This is a genomic window from Endozoicomonas sp. SCSIO W0465 (assembly GCF_023716865.1).
Taxonomy (GTDB): domain Bacteria; phylum Pseudomonadota; class Gammaproteobacteria; order Pseudomonadales; family Endozoicomonadaceae; genus Endozoicomonas.
This window is the reverse complement of sequence record NZ_CP092417.1, coordinates 592,214-611,907: the sequence shown is the minus strand read 5'-3', so window position 1 is coordinate 611,907 and position 19,694 is coordinate 592,214. Positions and strand designations below refer to the sequence as shown.

General features: G+C 48.4%; 13 protein-coding genes and 1 tRNA gene. 10 read left to right on the top strand and 4 right to left on the bottom strand.

All coding sequences use genetic code 11. The features are described from left to right. Positions 1–36: 36 nt before the first annotated feature. Entirely contained in the window at positions 37–1,161 is a 1,125-nt protein-coding gene (locus MJO57_RS02625) for a BadF/BadG/BcrA/BcrD ATPase family protein (protein ID WP_252022734.1), read from the bottom strand. Between the two features lie 370 nt (positions 1,162–1,531). Between MJO57_RS02625 and MJO57_RS02620 the strand changes: the two genes are divergently transcribed. The 4 genes from MJO57_RS02620 (at position 1,532) to MJO57_RS02605 (ending at position 9,138) form a co-directional block, all read left to right on the top strand. Then, entirely contained in the window at positions 1,532–3,604 is a 2,073-nt protein-coding gene (locus tag MJO57_RS02620) for a hypothetical protein (RefSeq protein WP_252022731.1), read from the top strand. Positions 3,605–3,817: 213 nt separating this feature from the next. Further along, positions 3,818–5,500 carry an NAD-dependent malic enzyme gene (locus tag MJO57_RS02615; RefSeq protein WP_252022729.1) on the top strand — a complete coding sequence of 561 codons (1,683 nt, stop codon included), beginning with the start codon at positions 3,818–3,820 and terminating at the stop codon, positions 5,498–5,500. A 606-nt stretch (positions 5,501–6,106) separates the two neighbouring features. Next, positions 6,107–7,789, top strand: coding sequence for an NAD-dependent malic enzyme (locus MJO57_RS02610; protein WP_252022729.1), 1,683 nt, complete (start codon positions 6,107–6,109; stop codon positions 7,787–7,789). 773 nt (positions 7,790–8,562) lie between these two features. Next, a complete protein-coding gene (locus MJO57_RS02605) occupies positions 8,563–9,138 on the top strand; it encodes a hypothetical protein (protein WP_252022727.1) in 576 nt (191 codons plus the stop codon). A 118-nt stretch (positions 9,139–9,256) separates the two neighbouring features. Here MJO57_RS02605 and MJO57_RS02600 read toward each other — a convergent pair whose 3' ends face one another. Next, complete coding sequence (locus MJO57_RS02600; RefSeq protein ID WP_252022725.1) at positions 9,257–9,442, bottom strand: hypothetical protein; 186 nt, start codon at positions 9,440–9,442, stop codon at positions 9,257–9,259. On the opposite strand from MJO57_RS02600, the gene MJO57_RS02595 reads away from it, so the two are divergent. From MJO57_RS02595 to MJO57_RS02570, 6 genes are all read left to right on the top strand, one after another. Then, positions 9,441–10,955: an IS66 family transposase gene (locus MJO57_RS02595; protein ID WP_252022722.1), complete on the top strand. Its 1,515-nt coding sequence runs from the start codon at positions 9,441–9,443 to the stop codon at positions 10,953–10,955. The two genes, MJO57_RS02600 and MJO57_RS02595, sit on opposite strands and share 2 nt — an antisense overlap. A gap of 172 nt (positions 10,956–11,127) precedes the next feature. Then, positions 11,128–12,489, top strand: coding sequence for an ISNCY family transposase (locus tag MJO57_RS02590; RefSeq protein ID WP_252017318.1), 1,362 nt, complete (start codon positions 11,128–11,130; stop codon positions 12,487–12,489). A 216-nt stretch (positions 12,490–12,705) separates the two neighbouring features. Continuing rightward, positions 12,706–13,401, top strand: a complete 696-nt coding sequence (locus MJO57_RS02585; protein WP_252022720.1) for a phosphatase PAP2 family protein — start codon at positions 12,706–12,708, stop codon at positions 13,399–13,401. A 573-nt stretch (positions 13,402–13,974) separates the two neighbouring features. Beyond that, positions 13,975–15,237 carry a group II intron reverse transcriptase/maturase gene (ltrA, locus tag MJO57_RS02580; RefSeq protein ID WP_252017357.1) on the top strand — a complete coding sequence of 421 codons (1,263 nt, stop codon included), beginning with the start codon at positions 13,975–13,977 and terminating at the stop codon, positions 15,235–15,237. A 114-nt stretch (positions 15,238–15,351) separates the two neighbouring features. Next, complete coding sequence (locus MJO57_RS02575; RefSeq protein WP_252022717.1) at positions 15,352–15,531, top strand: hypothetical protein; 180 nt, start codon at positions 15,352–15,354, stop codon at positions 15,529–15,531. A gap of 57 nt (positions 15,532–15,588) precedes the next feature. Continuing rightward, positions 15,589–15,665: transfer RNA gene (locus MJO57_RS02570), tRNA-Arg, on the top strand. A 203-nt stretch (positions 15,666–15,868) separates the two neighbouring features. Here the strand turns inward: MJO57_RS02570 and MJO57_RS02565 are convergent. Further along, a complete protein-coding gene (locus MJO57_RS02565; protein ID WP_252022715.1) occupies positions 15,869–17,761 on the bottom strand; it encodes an ABC transporter ATP-binding protein in 1,893 nt (630 codons plus the stop codon). A gap of 11 nt (positions 17,762–17,772) precedes the next feature. Beyond that, on the bottom strand, positions 17,773–19,596 hold the full coding sequence (locus tag MJO57_RS02560) for an ABC transporter ATP-binding protein (protein WP_252022712.1): 1,824 nt from the start codon (positions 19,594–19,596) through the stop codon (positions 17,773–17,775). Positions 19,597–19,694 lie beyond the last annotated feature (98 nt).

Below are 19,694 nucleotides of genomic sequence, written 5' to 3'. Positions count from 1 at the left end.
CTTCGCGATCCCGGGCATCTGTGGTGGTTATAGCAATTACACAGTGCTTGCAGGTGTGTTGTGGGTAACTTTTACCGTCTCCAGGTATGCCTGCTCAGCCATCTTCAGGGCACCATGCAGTGCATCCCGGTCCGGTCCCGGAATGAACGTCACCCTCGCCAGATCCTCTGGCAGGAAAGGCTTGATGTGCCCACTCAACCCGCCAACCAGTGCGCAGCCGCTGGCACCGCGCTTTAAAAGGCAACGGATCATCTCAGCTGCCTCTTCTGCAGCTCCCTGCATTAACTGCTTAGCCAGTGCATCCCCTTGCTTCAAATGCCTGGTGATTAGCTCCGCCACTTTGCCATAGTCGGCAGGTTTTGCCTTTTGTTGCCAGCCAACTGCGTCTTCCGCCCGGTTGTGAAACAGCGTTGCCATGATCTCTTCACTCAGTGGCGTTTTGTCCTTGATGCCTTCATGGGCCTTCAGGGCGTATTGAATGGCTGCAAGTCCCAGGCGGGCACCACTGGCCTGATCAGAGATCGGGAACCCCCAGCCAGCTAATGTGGTTAACTCTCCATTATTCATAATGCCACCGCAGGAGCCGGTACCCAGAATCAGGATGGCGCCATCCTTGCCATCAAAAGCACCCAGGCAGGCAGAATAGACGTCAGTATCCAGGTAGAAGCCGGCAAAAGGGAATTTATAATTCTGCATCTGACTCCGCTGCGGTTCCTGGTTGACACCGGCCAGGCCAATACCTGCGTACATACTGCCCAGGGCACTTACTTTCAGATCGGCCTTGGCAAGCGCTTCATGGACTGCCGTCATAATCGTTTTAGCGGAGTCCTCAACCCCGACAGTGCAGGTGTTTGAGCAGCCGGACTTGCCACGACCCAGAACTTTGCCATCTTGTCCGAAAATAGTCGCAGCGGTTTTAGTACCCCCCCCATCGACACCAACCCAATAGGTGGTTTCTCGTTGCTTGAGTTCAGTTGGATTGGCTTGCCTCATGTCAGAGAGGCAGTAATCATCCCCGGCGGCAGAGGATACATGGGAGGCAACAGCAGGTGCGGCGACCACCGAACGACCGGCACATGATCCTTCTGAGGCGTTAGCTGGCAATGTTGATGGCGTTTGATCAACAGCCACATCGGCTGGTTTAGCAGGGGTAATGTTCATGTCTATCACCTTAATTAAAAACATATGGACTTAATTGGACATACGGACAATAATTTGGTTCCTGCAGACCTTGCCCAACAGACGAATTCGGGTGGACTGGCTTGTACTGGAGTGAAAGTCCGGGCGACCTTGTCAACTCTGTATTCTGAACTTGCTAAAAATATTCTGATGATCGAACAGCTCAGACAGATCCCAACCATTTGTCTGTCCATTAAATATTCCCACCAACATATTTACTGTAAAAAATAAAAAGTTGAATATCTTTCCAAAAAAAATTTTTATCCTTGATTACCTTTCAAATATCCTTTTGAACTTATAATTAATCGAAAGGTCTTCATATCAATACGATTTCAGCACAGTTACTTATGGCATGTACAACTCATCATCATTCAACCCGGCTTCATTAGCAGGCCAAGCACACTATACTGTTGCAAGCTTGAAAGGAGAAGAAAGAGCAGTATTGACAAAAGAAAGTCAAACCCATGTCTATAACAATACATCAGTTCCGGGCTTGCGCTCTCCCGAAACATTGTTGCCAGCCCCGCAGACTATTACTCAAATTCAGGAAAGGTCGATCACATTGACAGAACCCTTATACTGTAATTTGAGCCGGGAAATGCTCACGCATTCACCTCATAATCGCTCTTCTGCAGTTAGCGCTCAGACGGACAAACTATCTCCAGAGTCATCTTTCTCCCCACTGCCTACAGATAACCCGCAATGCACACTTCGCCATCAGCCCTGCGAAGAAACAACATCAATGTTAATGACAGCTCAGCTTGCACATAGTCAACATTCACCGTTTCCCTCAACAAGTCAATTCGGGCAAACAAATCAACAGTTGTTCTCACCGTCACAACAAACTTCAGGTCTGCGCTCAGATAGTCAGGATCCCTTATTGTCCGGAGGATGCAAACGATCTAATAGTACCCCGTCAACCTCATCTCCCTATCCACAAGTAATAGATCAATCTTCGGAAAGCCAACGATTGGCTCACGTTCCTAACTATAGGGCCATTCATCAATCCCACCAGATTGCCCATGGTCAGCACCGGCAGCTAGTGCCTCAAAGCCATCTTCTGGCTTCGATACCCAATGCTCAGGGGTTAAGTACACCGGAAACACAGGCTTTGTCTGTCAGAACGGCCATAGATGATATTGGTTGTGCATCAACGACAAATAGCCAAGACCCTGCAAAAAAAAAGCCACAACAATTGCTAGCAATGGCAAAAGCCTTTATTAACACCATTATACCTTTGCTCAATACGGATCTTTCTGATGCTATTAGATCCATGATGCCCGAAATACTGCGCGAACAACTCAGAAGAGAGACGACAGAAGTTGTTAACGCTGTGATGCCCGGATTTCAGGAACAGGTAGGTGAAATGGCTTCATCATTAGTGACAGCAATGATGCCAGCAATGCAAACCAGTCTGGTAAAGTTAGTGGAAGATGTAGCCAAGCCTTTAATAGAAAAACAGCTAGAGGAAGCCAATAAACAATTCCTGGAAAAAACTGGTGAGATGCTACAAAAAGCCACCGACAAATGCACCAGGGCATTTGAAGAAAGCTTGTCTCAATATCAAGAGCAGCAGAAAAAAAATGAAGTAGCAATAAATCAAACAATTGAAAGATTAACTCAAGTCCAGGACACATCACTTCAGACCGCTGATGTATATAGACAAGTAATAGACGATTTTAGAGAGTTAATTAATAGCCAGACGGTAGTACGGAAAGCAGTATCAACCGATGACAGTGTAAATCCACCTCAAATAGATCCATCAGAGACAACGACAGAAGCTCCAGTCACGTCAGCTTCATCCAGCCAGGTTTCGGAAACCTCAGATGGCCCTGCAACGAAAAAAATGCGTATTTCAGGGGAGTCATACTCCATACCTGTGTCCGATATAGAGGTTAAGAGAACAAATCCTTGCGTTGTACAATTAAGTGCCGAGGTGAGTCGGGCCATGGGGATCATGCCGCTGACTAACAATGAGTGTACTACCGGGCAGATTCTGCTACTTGCCGCTCGATTAATTAATGATGATAAAGAGTTGCTTGTCCGGGCGGCAAAGCCCAGAACAAAAAGACCTACTGGAAACCTGAGTCATCAGGAACAGGTGAAAGCAAAAAAAGATAAAATCAAAAAAAATCAAAAAAAAATTAATTCAGGATTCAGGGAACTGAAAAATAGTGTTATACAATTTTCAAAAGATCACGGCAAAGAAATTACTTTTAATAGCAGTGATATCCCTTATGGCGTCATCTGGGCCGCCAGGTCCATCTTGAGTGATCAAAATATAAATGACCCAAAGAGATCCTCTAAAATACCGCACAGCTTACGTAGTGCTGGAGAGATAGGAAATCTCAAAGGCTATTACAAAAATGCTTTGGTACTATTAGCTGCAGAGAAGAGTGCGCTACAAAATAATGATACTTCATAAAAGAGAAATCGTTTAAATACTATTGAGTACACCTGTTTCAGACGTTATATCGGTGTGACTTTTCGGTTATTCCGTTTGTTCTGCTCTGGCACTAAGGATTATCCTTTGTACCTCTGCGGACACTGACTGTTATATCTGTAGTCCTGATTACACTTTTGCTGGCAAAATGGCTGAAAAGCGGCTGAAAAGCGGCTGAAAAAACACAGGAAAAAAATGAGCGAACACGACCAATGCATCCATACAGGCCTGACAGGCCGTTTGCTACTGGAAAACTCCCTGTTGAATAAGGGGACCGCTTTTTCTATGGAAGAGCGGAGTGAGCTGGACCTTCATGGTCTTCTGCCGCCAAGGGTAGAGTCGATGGAAGAACAATGTCGTCGGGCTTATAAGTCCTTCTCAATCAAGCCTACGCCGATACTGAAACATATCTACCTGCGCTCATTGCAGGATACTAACGAAACACTGTTTTATGCCCTGCTGCAACGCCATCTTCAGGAAATGCTGCCGATCATCTACACACCGGTGGTAGGGCAGGCCTGCCAGCGCTTCAGTGACCTCTATCGTCGACCAAGAGGTATCTACATTTCCTATCCCCAGCGCGAACATATCTCAGCCATGCTGGCCAACTTTAAGCGCAATATTGAAGTCATTGTTATCACCGATGGTGAGCGCATTCTGGGTCTCGGCGACCAGGGTATTGGTGGTATGGGAATCTGTATTGGCAAGCTGTCTCTCTACAGTGCTGTGGGAGGAATTGCGCCGAACAAAACACTGCCCATCGTGCTGGATTGCGGCACCAATAACCGACAGCTGTTGAACGACCCTAATTACCTGGGATGGCGCCATGAACGTATTGCAGACGACGAATACTATGCGTTTGTCGATGACTTCATCCGTGCACTGAAACGGCGTTGGCCAAAAGCGCTGTTACAATTTGAAGATTTTGCCATCAACCACGCAACACCTCTGCTGGAAAAATACCGGGATGAGCTCTGTTCATTCAATGATGATATTCAGGGCACTGCAGGGGTTACTGCGGCGACATTGCTGGCAGCAGCCAAAGCCGCAGGTAAATCCATTGAAGACATGAAAATAGCCTTCCTTGGCGCGGGTTCTGCCGGTTGCGGTATTGCCGAGCAGCTGATCCGCCTGATGGTGGGCCGGGGGCTCATTGATGAAGAAGCCCGTCAGCGCATATTTATGGTTGACCGCTACGGTGTGCTGAATAATCAAATGAAAGACCTGCGGCCGTTCCAACAACGATTGGGACAGCGTTGTGAAGAACTCCGGCAATGGGGTTGCGATGAGAATCCCGGATTACTGGACGTTGTTACCCAGGTAAAGCCTGATGCCATTATTGGTGTTTCTGGCCAGCCGGGGCTGTTCACCCGGGAAGTCATTAAAAAAATGGCTGAGAACCATGAGCGCCCCATCATTTTCCCTCTGTCAAACCCCATCAGCCAGGTTGAAGCAGCGCCAGAGGACATTATTCAGTGGAGTAACGGTCGTGCCTTGATTGCTACTGGCAGTCCATTTGATCCGGTCGAGTACAATGGTAACCGTTACCCGGTTACTCAATGTAACAACATCTATATCTTCCCGGGGCTGGGTCTTGGTGTTCTGGCCAGCAATGCTGAGAGAGTCTCCGATGGCATGCTGGATGCTGCGGTCGAAAAGCTGGCCATGGCTTCACCCGCCATTATGAATCCGGAAGCGGCTCTTCTGCCTGAATTGAATCGTATTCACCAGGTGACCTGCGAAATAGCGATTGCTGTAGCCAGAAGGGCACAGGAAGAAGGGCTTGCGCCGAAATGCGAACAAACGACCCTGGAGGCAAGAGTCAGAGCCAGGCGTTGGAACCCTGAGTATCGCAGACTCTATTTGTCCGATTCATGAAGTGTTCAGGTGAAAGGAGCATCGCAGTAGAACAAGGATAAGCAGATAGGTTTACAAACTACCAGGCATCTTTATTGTTGTTATTAGCTGACCGATGTCTGGTATGTCCTGTTGCCTTCCTGATGGTGCAGTCTTCAAAGATACTGCGGCAATCTTTTTAACATCCCATCAATTTGCCAGTTGATGTCCTTCTGTATTCTGCAAACTTATCTGCTTTAAATCACGACCGGTTGTTATTTTTATCGGTGGTCAGGATTCGCCATATTGTTGTTGTTATTTGGTTTTTTTGTTGTCAGCTGGTCATCTGCACAGGATGTGCCAAGATTATTAAATTTCATTTAACTCATTGATATAAAATAAAAATATATTTATTTGCCCTTTAGACAGCCTCCCCTGCACGACCTCAATCTGTTACCTGATGAGTATTGGGTTGTGAAGTTTGTAACCCGGGTAACAGGTTAAAATGATTCAAGCGTCACTGGCACTAAGGATTATCCTTTGTACCTCTGCGGACACTGACTGTTATATCTGTAGTCCTGATTACACTTTTGCTGGCAAAATGGCTGAAAAGCGGCTGAAAAGCGGCTGAAAAAACACAGGAAAAAAATGAGCGAACACGACCAATGCATCCATACAGGCCTGACAGGCCGTTTGCTACTGGAAAACTCCCTGTTGAATAAGGGGACCGCTTTTTCTATGGAAGAGCGGAGTGAGCTGGACCTTCATGGTCTTCTGCCGCCAAGGGTAGAGTCGATGGAAGAACAATGTCGTCGGGCTTATAAGTCCTTCTCAATCAAGCCTACGCCGATACTGAAACATATCTACCTGCGCTCATTGCAGGATACTAACGAAACACTGTTTTATGCCCTGCTGCAACGCCATCTTCAGGAAATGCTGCCGATCATCTACACACCGGTGGTAGGGCAGGCCTGCCAGCGCTTCAGTGACCTCTATCGTCGACCAAGAGGTATCTACATTTCCTATCCCCAGCGCGAACATATCTCAGCCATGCTGGCCAACTTTAAGCGCAATATTGAAGTCATTGTTATCACCGATGGTGAGCGCATTCTGGGTCTCGGCGACCAGGGTATTGGTGGTATGGGAATCTGTATTGGCAAGCTGTCTCTCTACAGTGCTGTGGGAGGAATTGCGCCGAACAAAACACTGCCCATCGTGCTGGATTGCGGCACCAATAACCGACAGCTGTTGAACGACCCTAATTACCTGGGATGGCGCCATGAACGTATTGCAGACGACGAATACTATGCGTTTGTCGATGACTTCATCCGTGCACTGAAACGGCGTTGGCCAAAAGCGCTGTTACAATTTGAAGATTTTGCCATCAACCACGCAACACCTCTGCTGGAAAAATACCGGGATGAGCTCTGTTCATTCAATGATGATATTCAGGGCACTGCAGGGGTTACTGCGGCGACATTGCTGGCAGCAGCCAAAGCCGCAGGTAAATCCATTGAAGACATGAAAATAGCCTTCCTTGGCGCGGGTTCTGCCGGTTGCGGTATTGCCGAGCAGCTGATCCGCCTGATGGTGGGCCGGGGGCTCATTGATGAAGAAGCCCGTCAGCGCATATTTATGGTTGACCGCTACGGTGTGCTGAATAATCAAATGAAAGACCTGCGGCCGTTCCAACAACGATTGGGACAGCGTTGTGAAGAACTCCGGCAATGGGGTTGCGATGAGAATCCCGGATTACTGGACGTTGTTACCCAGGTAAAGCCTGATGCCATTATTGGTGTTTCTGGCCAGCCGGGGCTGTTCACCCGGGAAGTCATTAAAAAAATGGCTGAGAACCATGAGCGCCCCATCATTTTCCCTCTGTCAAACCCCATCAGCCAGGTTGAAGCAGCGCCAGAGGACATTATTCAGTGGAGTAACGGTCGTGCCTTGATTGCTACTGGCAGTCCATTTGATCCGGTCGAGTACAATGGTAACCGTTACCCGGTTACTCAATGTAACAACATCTATATCTTCCCGGGGCTGGGTCTTGGTGTTCTGGCCAGCAATGCTGAGAGAGTCTCCGATGGCATGCTGGATGCTGCGGTCGAAAAGCTGGCCATGGCTTCACCCGCCATTATGAATCCGGAAGCGGCTCTTCTGCCTGAATTGAATCGTATTCACCAGGTGACCTGCGAAATAGCGATTGCTGTAGCCAGAAGGGCACAGGAAGAAGGGCTTGCGCCGAAATGCGAACAAACGACCCTGGAGGCAAGAGTCAGAGCCAGGCGTTGGAACCCTGAGTATCGCAGACTCTATTTGTCCGATTCATGAAGTGTTCAGGTGAAAGGAGCATCGCAGTAGAACAAGGATAAGCAGATAGGTTTACAAACTACCAGGCATCTTTATTGTTGTTATTAGCTGACCGATGTCTGGTATGTCCTGTTGCCTTCCTGATGGTGCAGTCTTCAAAGATACTGCGGCAATCTTTTTAACATCCCATCAATTTGCCAGTTGATGTCCTTCTGTATTCTGCAAACTTATCTGCTTTAAATCACGACCGGTTGTTATTTTTATCGGTGGTCAGGATTCGCCATATTGTTGTTGTTATTTGGTTTTTTTGTTGTCAGCTGGTCATCTGCACAGGATGTGCCAAGATTATTAAATTTCATTTAACTCATTGATATAAAATAAAAATATATTTATTTGCCCTTTAGACAGCCTCCCCTGCACGACCTCAATCTGTTACCTGATGAGTATTGGGTTGTGAAGTTTGTAACCCGGGTAACAGGTTAAAATGATTCAAGCGTCAGCGTTTGGGGAGCTGCTTAATTCCACCAGAACTTCCACTTCATACTCCTAACAGAGCAGTTAGCGATAGTAACAATTTTGACCTTTGCGCTTTGGTTGGGTATTAAATGGCTTGAATATTTTCCTGAAACTGGCCTGAAAATGAAAATATTGAACTTTTTAATTAAAAGAGGGACTAAATAGATATCTGTTAATGAAATCCAGTAACTCATTGTATTCAGATTCTGAACTCTTTAAATCAGAGTATTGTCCAAAAAAATTAAATTATTGAAAAATCTAATGGAGGTAGCATTCAAATGGATCCCATCACAACTCCCGTCAGTCATCATCATAAAATCAGTCATCACCACTCAACGTGTGATGCTTTGGGCAGAGCTGCGAAATGCTTTGGTCGATGGGTATGTAAGCTGACCGTAGCCATTCCCTATGTTGCATATCATACCTTTAGCACCAGCACTGAACTCCTGTTTGGTGCCGGTGGTGCTGTTGTAGGTGCAGTAAGAGGCGGCACTGTAATACTTGCAAAGGAGGCGGGGTCAAGGCTGGGCCTGTGTCAGAAATCAACAAAGCCTCTCTCGGAGTATATAATCAAGGATTTCCACCGTGGTGCTAATGTTGGCTGGCTTCCTGGTCAGATAATGGGTGTGGCTGGTTCCGTGATCACTGCAGCGGCACTTTTGGATCCGGTCGGGCTGGTCCTGGCTGGAGCGAGTATTGGAGCATTCAGTCTGGTTGAAGGTGTCTTTGCCTACAAGGGCATTAAAAGCACAGGATACTCTTGCCTTGAACAGGATTCTAAAAATGCCTTGAGAGATATCCGCCGTGAATGCAGAGAATTGCATGATTGGCTTTATGGTGACAAAAAGTTCTAATGGTACTTTCAGGCTGCTGCCGAGTTCAGTTCTTCGCTTGACATAGTACCCTGTCCTGTCAGGAGGCAGACAGTAGACGGTCATCTCTACCCCCAGGGCTGACCGTTCACATTTTGTTTCAGTGGGGGAGCCTGAGAACGAGGAAAACAGAAACTGTAACTACTTCAATCATTCCAAGAATAAAAAGACTTAAACTAGAAGAATGATCATTTTGTAACTGTTCAGCACCCCCACATAAATCTGGAATTTTCTGATTTTTATACCATCCTCTTAAGCACCATTTTTCCACAATATTCGCCAGCATGATTCCAGAACTACCCGCAACTATGTCGGCTGAGATTCTCTTGAAAGAGAATGCAGAGCTGCGGATGAGAGTTGCCTGTCTGGAAGAGCGATGTCGAGAATTGGAAGAAAAGGTTGGCAAGAACAGTCAAAACAGCAGCAAGCCGCCATCGTCTGATGGTTATCAAAAACCTTGTAAAAACAGTAATTCTCCAGATCATTCTGACGACCTTTCCGCAGATAAAGGTACCGATCCATCGGATGAAAAACCCAATCCTAAAAGTCTGAGACAGTCTTCTGGTAATAAAGCCGGTGGAAAGAAAGGGCATCAGGGCACTTGTCTTAAACAGGTCGATATCCCTGACTATATTGAGTACCTTCCGGTTAAAGAATGCAATAAATGTCAGGCGTCTCTTCTTGATAGTGAGCCGGTCAAATATATTGAACGACAGGTGTTTGAACCAGGGAGACCGGGTGAATTTGAAGTAACGGCCCATAGAGCTGAAGTAAAAATCTGCACTTGTGGTTGTCGGAATCAGGCTGAATTCCCGGAAGGTGTTACCGCTGCCGCACAATATGGCTCAGCCACACAGGCTATGGCCGTCTATCTTAACCAATACCATTTCCTGCCTTTTAAGCGCGTGTCAGAGTATTTTAATACTCTCTATAAAATGAGTGTAAGTGCAGGCACTGTCGCCAATTTTGTGGCCAGAACCTATGAAAATCTGGCTTCTACTGAAGAGGTTATTCGTGACGCCTTGCGGGAATCGTCTGTTGCCGGAGCCGATGAAACGGGTATGCGGGCCGAGGGCTCTTTGCACTGGCTACACGTTATGCGGGATGAACAATGGACGCTCTACTACTTGTCTGAAAAGCGAGGTCGTGAGGCCATGGACACGATGGGCATACTGCTAACATTTGCAGGCGTTCTGGTTCATGATCATTGGAAATCCTATTTTGCATATGCGGCAACTCACGTACTTTGCAATGCCCATCACCTGAGGGAGCTTTTGGGTGTTGTTGATAGGGACAGCAATCAACTGGCGTTGCGATTGATGAAGCTACTGAGGCTTTCCTGGCATTACTGCAAGGGCTTTAAGACCATAGGTATGCTACAGATGCCAAGTGTTGTCTGTGAACGAATCGAGAAGATTTATGACCGGTTGCTTCAGCGGGCTCTAATGAAAGAAGTCGTCTATATGGAGAAGCAACGAGAGGAGCTTAAGCGCAAGAAAGTCAAGAATACTAAAGCTTACAATCTCTTCAAACGACTCACTGAGTTCAAGGCTGAGACACTGCGCTTCATGTCAGATTTTACCATTCCCTTCGATAACAATGGCAGTGAGCGGGATGTTCGAATGGCCAAGTTAAAGCAGAAAATCTCAGGCTGCTTCAGGAGTGCAGACGGTGGTTCTATGTTTGCACGGATTCGCAGCTATTTGTCGTCTGCCAGAAAACAGGGAATGGACACATATCAATCACTTCATAGAGCTGTTCGGAATTACTGTAATATGCCTTTGCTCAGTGCTGAATAGTTACATCATTTTTAAACTAAAAATGCTGTTAGATAGTTCTCGTCCAAAAACACAACCAATTGAAAACTGTAGATTTTATCCTGAAAAATTAAGTGGAGCCCTACTGCTATCTGGCGACTAAACTTCCCAAGAGCAAGAAACATAAGGGATTGCCAAAAACAGAGGACTCCAAATGCGCAAAAAACGCAACCCGCAGTGTAGTATGGAACTCCATTACGTACCTCATGAAATCTGCTCCCAGCTTTCCGGTATCTCGCAATGGCTTGACGCCCATCCACAGTTCAATGACTGGATTTATGAGGACTTAAGTTCTGGTGATAAACAGAACACTGGGCGGAACGGACTATCAGCAGAATCCGTTCTTCGTGCGGCACTCCTGAAACAGTATTTGAATTGTGATTATGACTACTTGTCGTTTGTTTTGATGGACTCCATGCTCTTTCGAGACTTTTGTCGCCTCGAACCAAACCAGCGCCCCAGTCGCTCCAGTTTGCATGGGCTCATCAGCCTTCTTACTGCATCTACATGGGAACGGATTAATAACTGTCAGCTAATGACCGCTAAAGATCAGGGTATTGAAAAAGGGCGCACTGTGGCTATTGACAGCACAGTCACCGAATCGGATATCAAACCTCCTTGCGACAGTGATCTTTTAGCCAGTTCCGTTAAAGAAATTTGTCGGCTGCTGGAACGGGGACAAACACTGACAGCGACACCGCTTTATGAATATACCCATCACAACCGAGCCGTAAAAGATGCGGCCAGAAAATGCATCTACGCTGGCAAAGAAGAGCGGCATCAGCATTATAAAAAACTGCTGCAGTTGACCCGAAAATCCCGGAAGGTACTTATCGAAGCTACTGTCACGCTAGCAAACGCCCGTCAGCAGGGGCAGTGTCTCCTGGCTGATGATGCCGACAAGTGGCAGGCCGATGTGGATCACCTGTTACCCCTGGTGGATGCAATAGTCTCCCAGACAGAGCGCAGGGTCTTTAAGGGTGAAAAGGTGCCAGCCCAGGAAAAAGTGGTTAGCCTGTATGAACCCCATACGGATATCATCGTAAAAGACAGGCGGCAAGTACAGTATGGCCATAAACTGAACCTGGTTCAGGGAAAAAGTCGATTGATCCTGGACCTGGTTATTGAGGAAGGTAACCCAGCGGATTCGGACCAATTCATTCCGATGATGGAAAGACAAAAAGAAATTTATGGTCGTGTACCTCGCCAGACAAGCGGTGACGGCGGATACGCGTGTCGCGCTAATTTGGAAAAAGCCAAGGCCATGGGAATCAGCGATGTAGCTTTTAATAAGAAGCGCGGACTTGAAGTCGAAGAGATGACTAAAAGTCAGTATGTGTATAAAACGCTCTTTCGCTTCCGGGCAGGTATTGAAGCGGGAATTTCGTGGCTAAAGAGATGTTTTGGGCTATCACGTTGCCACTGCAAGGGTTCTGAGCGTTTTGATTCTCATTGCTGGTTATCGGTGGTCTGTTACAACCTGGTGATTCTGGCCAGACACCCGGCACCATCCTGATAGCCACCTCCACGCTACATGAAAGTACCTTTCCAGCATGGTGGGAGGATGTTTTCTGCCTGCTTTTCGCGTTTTTCTCCAATATCCGTCCCAGATTAGAGAAAAAAAGGGAAGAGTTTTTGCGGCTCTCTGGAATTTCAGGAAATATAAAAACGAACGTACAATCTAATTATGATTGCCTGATGCGTTTTTGGACGAGAACTAGATAATTCTTGGATGGCAGAGATGTTTATTCCTTCCAAAAACTCAAGACTCAATAAGGGTCTTCTTGTAGCCGCCCTGATTTTTTCCTCATGGCTATTTCCTCCAACACGTCTCATTTGGAACTTTGTTGATTACCGGGTATTCAGCATCCTAAATGGCAGTCTGGCTAACTGGCCTGGCGCTCAAACCTTCTGGGCCTTAATGAATTACAAATTTGGACATTCCTTTCCCTCAACCAATTTAGCCCTCGCCCCACTCGCCGCACTCTTCTTCTGCGACCTACTTAAGCAAAATCAGGGCTCAGGAGCTAAAGCCTTTGGCTGCCTTGGCGTCATAATCCTTCTGATCGTCATCACCCTCTTCATCAATAAGCAAGTTCTTCACCCCTTTATGCAACACGTCCTCGACTTCACAAGAGATAGCCCCACCCTCGTTGTGGAGAACCCCATCCGACTCTCGCTCGTCTTCCCCGACCTCAACATTCGGGACCAATCCCATCAAAGTTTTCCCGGAGATAACTCCATCATGTGGATCTCATGGGCAGGCTTTATGCTACTTTACAGCACTCGCCCCTTTGTGTGGATTCAAGTCCTTGCTGCCGCTTTCCTCTGCACTCCGCGCCTTTTTAGTGGTGGACACTGGTTAAGCGATATCATTGTGGGTGGTGGAAGTGTATCTCTTGGTACGCCCGGCATGGGCATGAACTGATGGGGTGAAAGTCCCCTGTGGGAGAACCTACATCTGACTGGCGGTAAAGACGCCTGCTGATGACAACCACTAGCTTAAGGCAAGTGCAGTCCCGCGAGGGGCTGTGCGGAGGCAGTCTGAGTGCAAAGGTGCGAGCCGACGTACAGAAATCGCATATAAGGCTGAGTCTCTGGGCGAGTGAGCCAAGGATCACAAAGCCCTATGGTTCGTGAGACACGGTAAATGCGGCGGTTGTGCACTGAAAGTTCATGTCCTTATCCGGGGAGATCTGTTCAACATGCGATTGGTAATTCCCAGTTCTCAGCCACTGGTTACAACAGGCTCGGCGAACAGGTCTCATCATCCTGTTCGAGCAAACCCGATGGCAACCAATAGCGCCAGCAGAGGTAACTCCGCGTGGTGATTGGACAGAAGTCAGCAGAGGCCATAGTAGCTGTACGACAGAAGCCATTAACGGATGGGAAGTCGTTAGCGAAGGGCCGAACATCGACGACAAAGAGGAGACTGATTCCCTCAAGGCGATGCAGCCGTCCGGCGACTCACCGTACTTGGCGACAGAATCTTTAACCAGCTTTGAACCATGATCTACTAAATTGCGTACTTGAACCGGCTAATCTGGCAAGTGCATGGAAACAGGTCAAAAGCAACAAGGGTGCTCCGGGTATTGATGGAGTCACTATTGAAGCTTATCCAGACTTTGCCAAACAGCATTGGCCTTCAGTGCGTCAAGCCTTATTGGACGGAACCTACCAGCCATCACCCGTGCGCCGACATGTTATAGAAAAGCCGGACGGCGGTGAGCGTTTGCTGGGAATCCCTACCGTGATGGATAGGGTCATACAGCAGGCCATTGTGCAGGTGCTGACCCCTGTCTTTGATCCGGGTTTCTCTCCAAACAGCTTCGGCTACCGACCGGGACGGTCAGCACACGACGGAGTCCGTCAGGTTAAGCAGTTGATCAACCGGGGGCTTCATTACGCTGTTGACGTTGATCTGAGTAAATTCTTTGATACGGTTAATCACGACGTTTTGATGTCGAGGGTCTCCCGTAAGGTCCGCGACAAACGCCTTCTGAAACTGATTGGTAGCTACCTGCGCTCCGGTGTCATGATTGAGGGCAATGTCTACCCGACCAGGGTTGGCATGCCACAGGGTGGGCCTTTATCACCCTTGCTGTCTAATGTGGTCCTCGACGAACTCGACAAGGAGCTTGAATATCGGGGTCATTGCTTTGCAAGATACTGTGATGATTTTGTGATTCTCGTCAAAAGTCAGCGTGCAGGGGATCGGGTGATGCACAGCATTACCCAATTCATTGAACGCAAATTGAAACTGAAGATTAACTCCCGGAAAAGTAAAGTTGTGAAAGCAACAGAAAGCGAATTCCTGAGTTTCACCTTCACAGGGAAGAAAGTTCGCTGGGCCCAGAAGTGTCTGGACCGATTCAAATACCGGATACTCAAGTTGACCAGTCGTCGCTGGGGTGTCTCAATGCAACATCGGTTACGCAAATTGGCACAATATATCCGGGGTTGGATGGGGTATTTCCGGTTATCGGAATATCACCGACCAATTCCCCTGCTGGATCAATGGATACGTCGGCGAATCCGTTGCTGCTTTCTGAAGCAATGGCGCAAGCCGAAAACCCGTTTTAAGAATCTGGTCAGGTTAGGCGTTGATAAAATTAACGCCGCCAAGATCGCAGCCAGCAGCAAAGGGTATTACCGTCTGAGTAAAACCTATGCGGTACAACAGGCACTGAATAACAGTTACCTCGCGAAAATTGGGCTTGTTTCATTGAAAGACTTATGGATCAGGTTTCACCATCATCGTTGAACCGCCCGGTGCGGACCCGCATGCCGGGTGCTGTGGGGAGGGCTGGAGAAAGACCGGCCCTTACCCGATTAGCCCTGAGTATTTATACTGGGACAAATATTTACAACAATCTGAATGCTTGGCTCACTTGCAGGATTTCAGGAAAATATCAATCGAGGTGGTGAAAGGCAGATGGTAACGGGGATTCTGCTTAATCTGCTGAAAGAGTGCTGTACATCTGCATGGCTTTCTTTTATGATGCACGCCGCTGACGAGAGCTGGTTTGTGATGCAAACCTTTCTGCCAGGAAGTTAAACAATTATTGTTGACTCCTGCAGGAAACTGAGTATCATTCGCCCTCGTTGATGCAGCGCGCTCGTAGCTCAGCTGGATAGAGTACCTGGCTACGAACCAGGCGGTCGGAGGTTCGAATCCTCCCGAGCGCGCCATATCTGAAAAGCCCATTTCAATAAGATGGGCTTTTTTTTGTGTCTGAAAAAAATATCTGCTCAAACTGCGTTCGTACTGTAACTGAAGAGACTCAATGTTTGTTGCCGGGGAGGGGCAGGAGCATTGGTAAGGGCGTATGAACTAAAGGACAGCAATATTCATCACTGTCCTGTGTTGGCAATGCTATCTGTTGAAAACGTTATCAAGCGTTGCCTGCGGCCATCGTCAGGGCAGGCTGTTGAGTTGTGCCCAGCTGCTCTTGAGTCTGCTGTGCCAGGTAAAGATCGCGATAGTGTCCTTCCTGCAGCAGCAACTGCTCATGGGTGCCACGCTGCACAATCTTTCCTTCATCCATTACCAGAATCTGGTCGGCATCCTGAATCGTGGACAGACGATGAGCCACGGCAATGGTGGTCCTGTTTTCCCGCAGAGTAATCAGCGCCTCTTTAATATGGTGTTCGGTCTCACCATCGATATTGGCAGTGGCTTCATCCAGCAGCAGAATTTTTGGATTCTGGGCAATGGTTCTGGCAAACAACAAGAGTTGTTTTTCGCCGGTTGACAGCGCTTTGCCCCCGGGGCCGGGCTTGTGCTCATAGCCTTCATCCAACCCTCGGATGAATGGATCAGCATGCACTTTTCTGGCCGCTGCCTGAACGTGCTCATCGGTGATCTGGTGATGATTCAGACTGATGTTTTCAGCCATGGTTCCACTGAAAATATAGGGTTCCTGGAATACCAGCCCCAAACCCTGGCGCAATGTCTCTTCCTTCAGGCTGGTCAGAGGCTGGTCATCAATCAGGATCTGCCCTTCCTGATGCTGGTAAAAGCGCATCAACAGGTTGATTACGGAGCTTTTGCCGCTACCACTGTGGCCCACAATGGCGACAAACTGACCTGGTTCTACCGTGAAGCTGACATTGTCCAGTGCCCGATTTTTGGAGTCATAGGACAGTGTTACGTTATTGAATTCCAGCTTGCCGCACTGGATCTCAGGGCTTGCACTCTTGCTTGCACTCTTGCTTGCACTCTTGCTTGCACTCTTGCTTGCACTCTGGCTTTTACTCTGGTTATGCCGGGCGTCTTCGGTCTCTTCGTTCAACACCTGGAACAGTCTTTCCGAGGCGACCAGAGACTGCTGCAGACTGCTCATCTGCATGGTGATCTGCCTGAATGGTTCAAAAAAACGGCCCAGGTAATTGATAAAAGCATAGAGCGTACCCACTTCAACCAGAGAAAAACCGGACCGGTAGCCAAACCAGCCCACCACAACCGCCAGGGCAATACCGTTAAGCAAGTGGGTAAAGGGCATCAGCAACAGGCTATCGATATTGATGTTCCTGCGCTTGAGCTGGCTCCACGTTTCATTGTCCTGGTCAAACTGTTGTTGCAGATGTGCTTCCTGTCCCATGGCCTGAACAATACGCATACCATTGAGTGATTCGTTGATGCGAGTGTTAATGTTGGCCAGCTGGCTACGCACTCCGTGAATCACGGGATGGCTGATTTTCTGATAGAGATGGATCGCCAGCAGCATGACGGGTATCAGCAGCACGGTCATCAACATCAGGTGGATATCCAGCAGTGCCATGGCAATGAAGATACCGGCAATCCGGAAAAAGGCCTGCAGAATCGCTGGAATCACGCCCACAAACATCTGGCGCAGAACTTCCGAATCATTGGTAATACGGGACACCAGACGTCCAGTGGGCTCACGGTCGAAGTAACTCATCGGTAACCTCAGAACATGGGCGAACAGCATACGCCGGATGTCATGAACCACCTTGAGCGCATTTTCCTGAAACTTCACATTCTGGATGTACTGCAGGATGGCCGAACCCAGGTAGGTACCAAACAGGGCAGAGCCCATAATGGCAAGACCCATCACATCATTTACGCCGGGGGCGATGTGCTCATCCAGAATAATCTTCATCAGCCATGGTGCCAGCATTTCCAGGCTGGTGGCCAGCAGCAGGATCAGGAAGGCACCCAGGAATTGCCACTGATAGGGTTTGGCGTAACGAACCAGCCTGGCCAGTCCACGGTAGCCTGATGTTTTTTTCGTGTCGTTTGCTAACACAGTTTGTGCCAACATAAGCTTATTCCTCAGGCAACATCGGACTTGGTCACAACATCTGGTGTCGCTTCCAATGGTTGCAGCAGTGTTCTTGCCTGCTGTTGGAAGATTTTTGCATACCAGTGTTCGGTCGTATTCTCTTCTGGCTGGTCGTTCGTTCTTTTATTTTTACCTATAGAGAGCAGTTGCTCATGGTTGCCTTGCTCAATAATGTGGCCACGGTCCAGTACCAGGATATGGTCAGCAGTAATCAGCTCAGGTAGCCGCTGAGTAACCAGAATGATGGTTTTCTTACCCTTCATGGCCATCAGATTTTTCAGAATACGGGCCTCGGTTTTCATATCCAGGGCACTGAAAGCATCATCCAGCAATAAGATTTCAGCGTCAGCCAACAGTGCCCTGGCCAATGCCAGACGTTGCTTCTGACCACCGGACAGGTTGATGCCGTTCTCACCCAGCAGGGTGTTGTAGCCATCCTTGAAGCCCATGATCTCTTCATCGATAGCAGCCAGTGCTGCTGCTTTTTCGACGGCTTCCAGACTGGCATCCGGTGCCGGGAAGCGAATGTTGTCTGCGATGGTTCCGGAGAACAGCATGGGCTCCTGGGGTACCCAGGCCAGTTTTTTCCGTAACGATTCCACTGTGATCTGTTGCAGCGGGATATCTCCCATGGTGATGGATGACCCCTCAGGCAGATCAAACTCACGCAGAATGAGCCTGAGCAAAGTACTTTTGCCGCTGCCAGTACGACCGGTAATACCGATAAATGAACCTGCTGGTATTTTGCTGGTGATGTTCTTCAGCACCGATTCTTTGCCGTAACCGAACGACTGGATATTAATTGAAAAACTATTGTCGTTTGGTGCCTGATGAGCATCGGGGGCATTACTCACTTTTGGCTGACGGGCCAGCAGTTTTTCCAGACGTCCCCAGGACGCACTACCGCGCTGAAAAACATTGAACTGCCAGCCAAATTGCAGCATGGGACCGAGCATCTGGCTGAGGTAAAGAGTGAAACTGGTTAACAGACCGACGGTCAGTTGACCCTGGCTGATCAACCAGGCACCGCCGACCAGGGCCAGGACAAAAGAGAGACCAAAAAACAGGCTGATACTCGGGCCAAACAGGGCATCAACTCTGGCAACGCTGGTATTCGCTTCCACAGCCTCCATGGAGAGCTGTTCAAAGCGCTGGGTTTGCCGCTCGGTCAACTGATGTGCTTTGACCGCACGAATACCGGTGATGGATTCACGGGTCTCCTCGTTCAGGCTGGAAAAGGCTGCCTGGGAGCGGCCAAAGCGTGAGTACAATGCAACACCGTAGCGTTTGGTCACCCAGACCAGTACCGGAAAAGGCAGCATGGCCAGCAGGGTCAGTTGACCACTGACCAGGAACACCATGGCAAACAGAACGGTAATGCCTGCAATCAGTGAGTCCACCAGAGTCATGACTCCGACGCCAACACTCTCCTCAACCGCATTGAGGTCGTTGGTGGCATGGGCCATCAGGTCACCTGTGGTGTGGTGCTGGTAAAATTCCGGCGAGAGCTGGGTGAAATGGGCAAACAGGCGGCTGCGCTGCTTGCGGATCAGCTCAATGGAGGCACCGTAAAGTCTGGATCTCCAGACGTAGCGGAAACCATAGACCGTCAGACCCGTGATCATTATGCCGGCAACATAGCCGGTCAGCTCCCGGTTGGTGAGGCTATTGTCTTTTATACCGTCAACCACCTGACCAATCAGCCAGGGTGGCAGCAGGTTCAGAGCGGAGACAATCTGCAGGCAGATAAAGGCCAGCAGGTATTGCTGCCAGTAGTCCTTCAGAATAAACCGGAGTTTCCAGAGTAGTTTCAATGAACGGCCTTTTGCGTGAAATCTGGCTCATCCAGCAATGCCATGATGAGGTAGACAGTGCGATAAATTAAATTTGGTTCTATTGTGCTAATTTATAA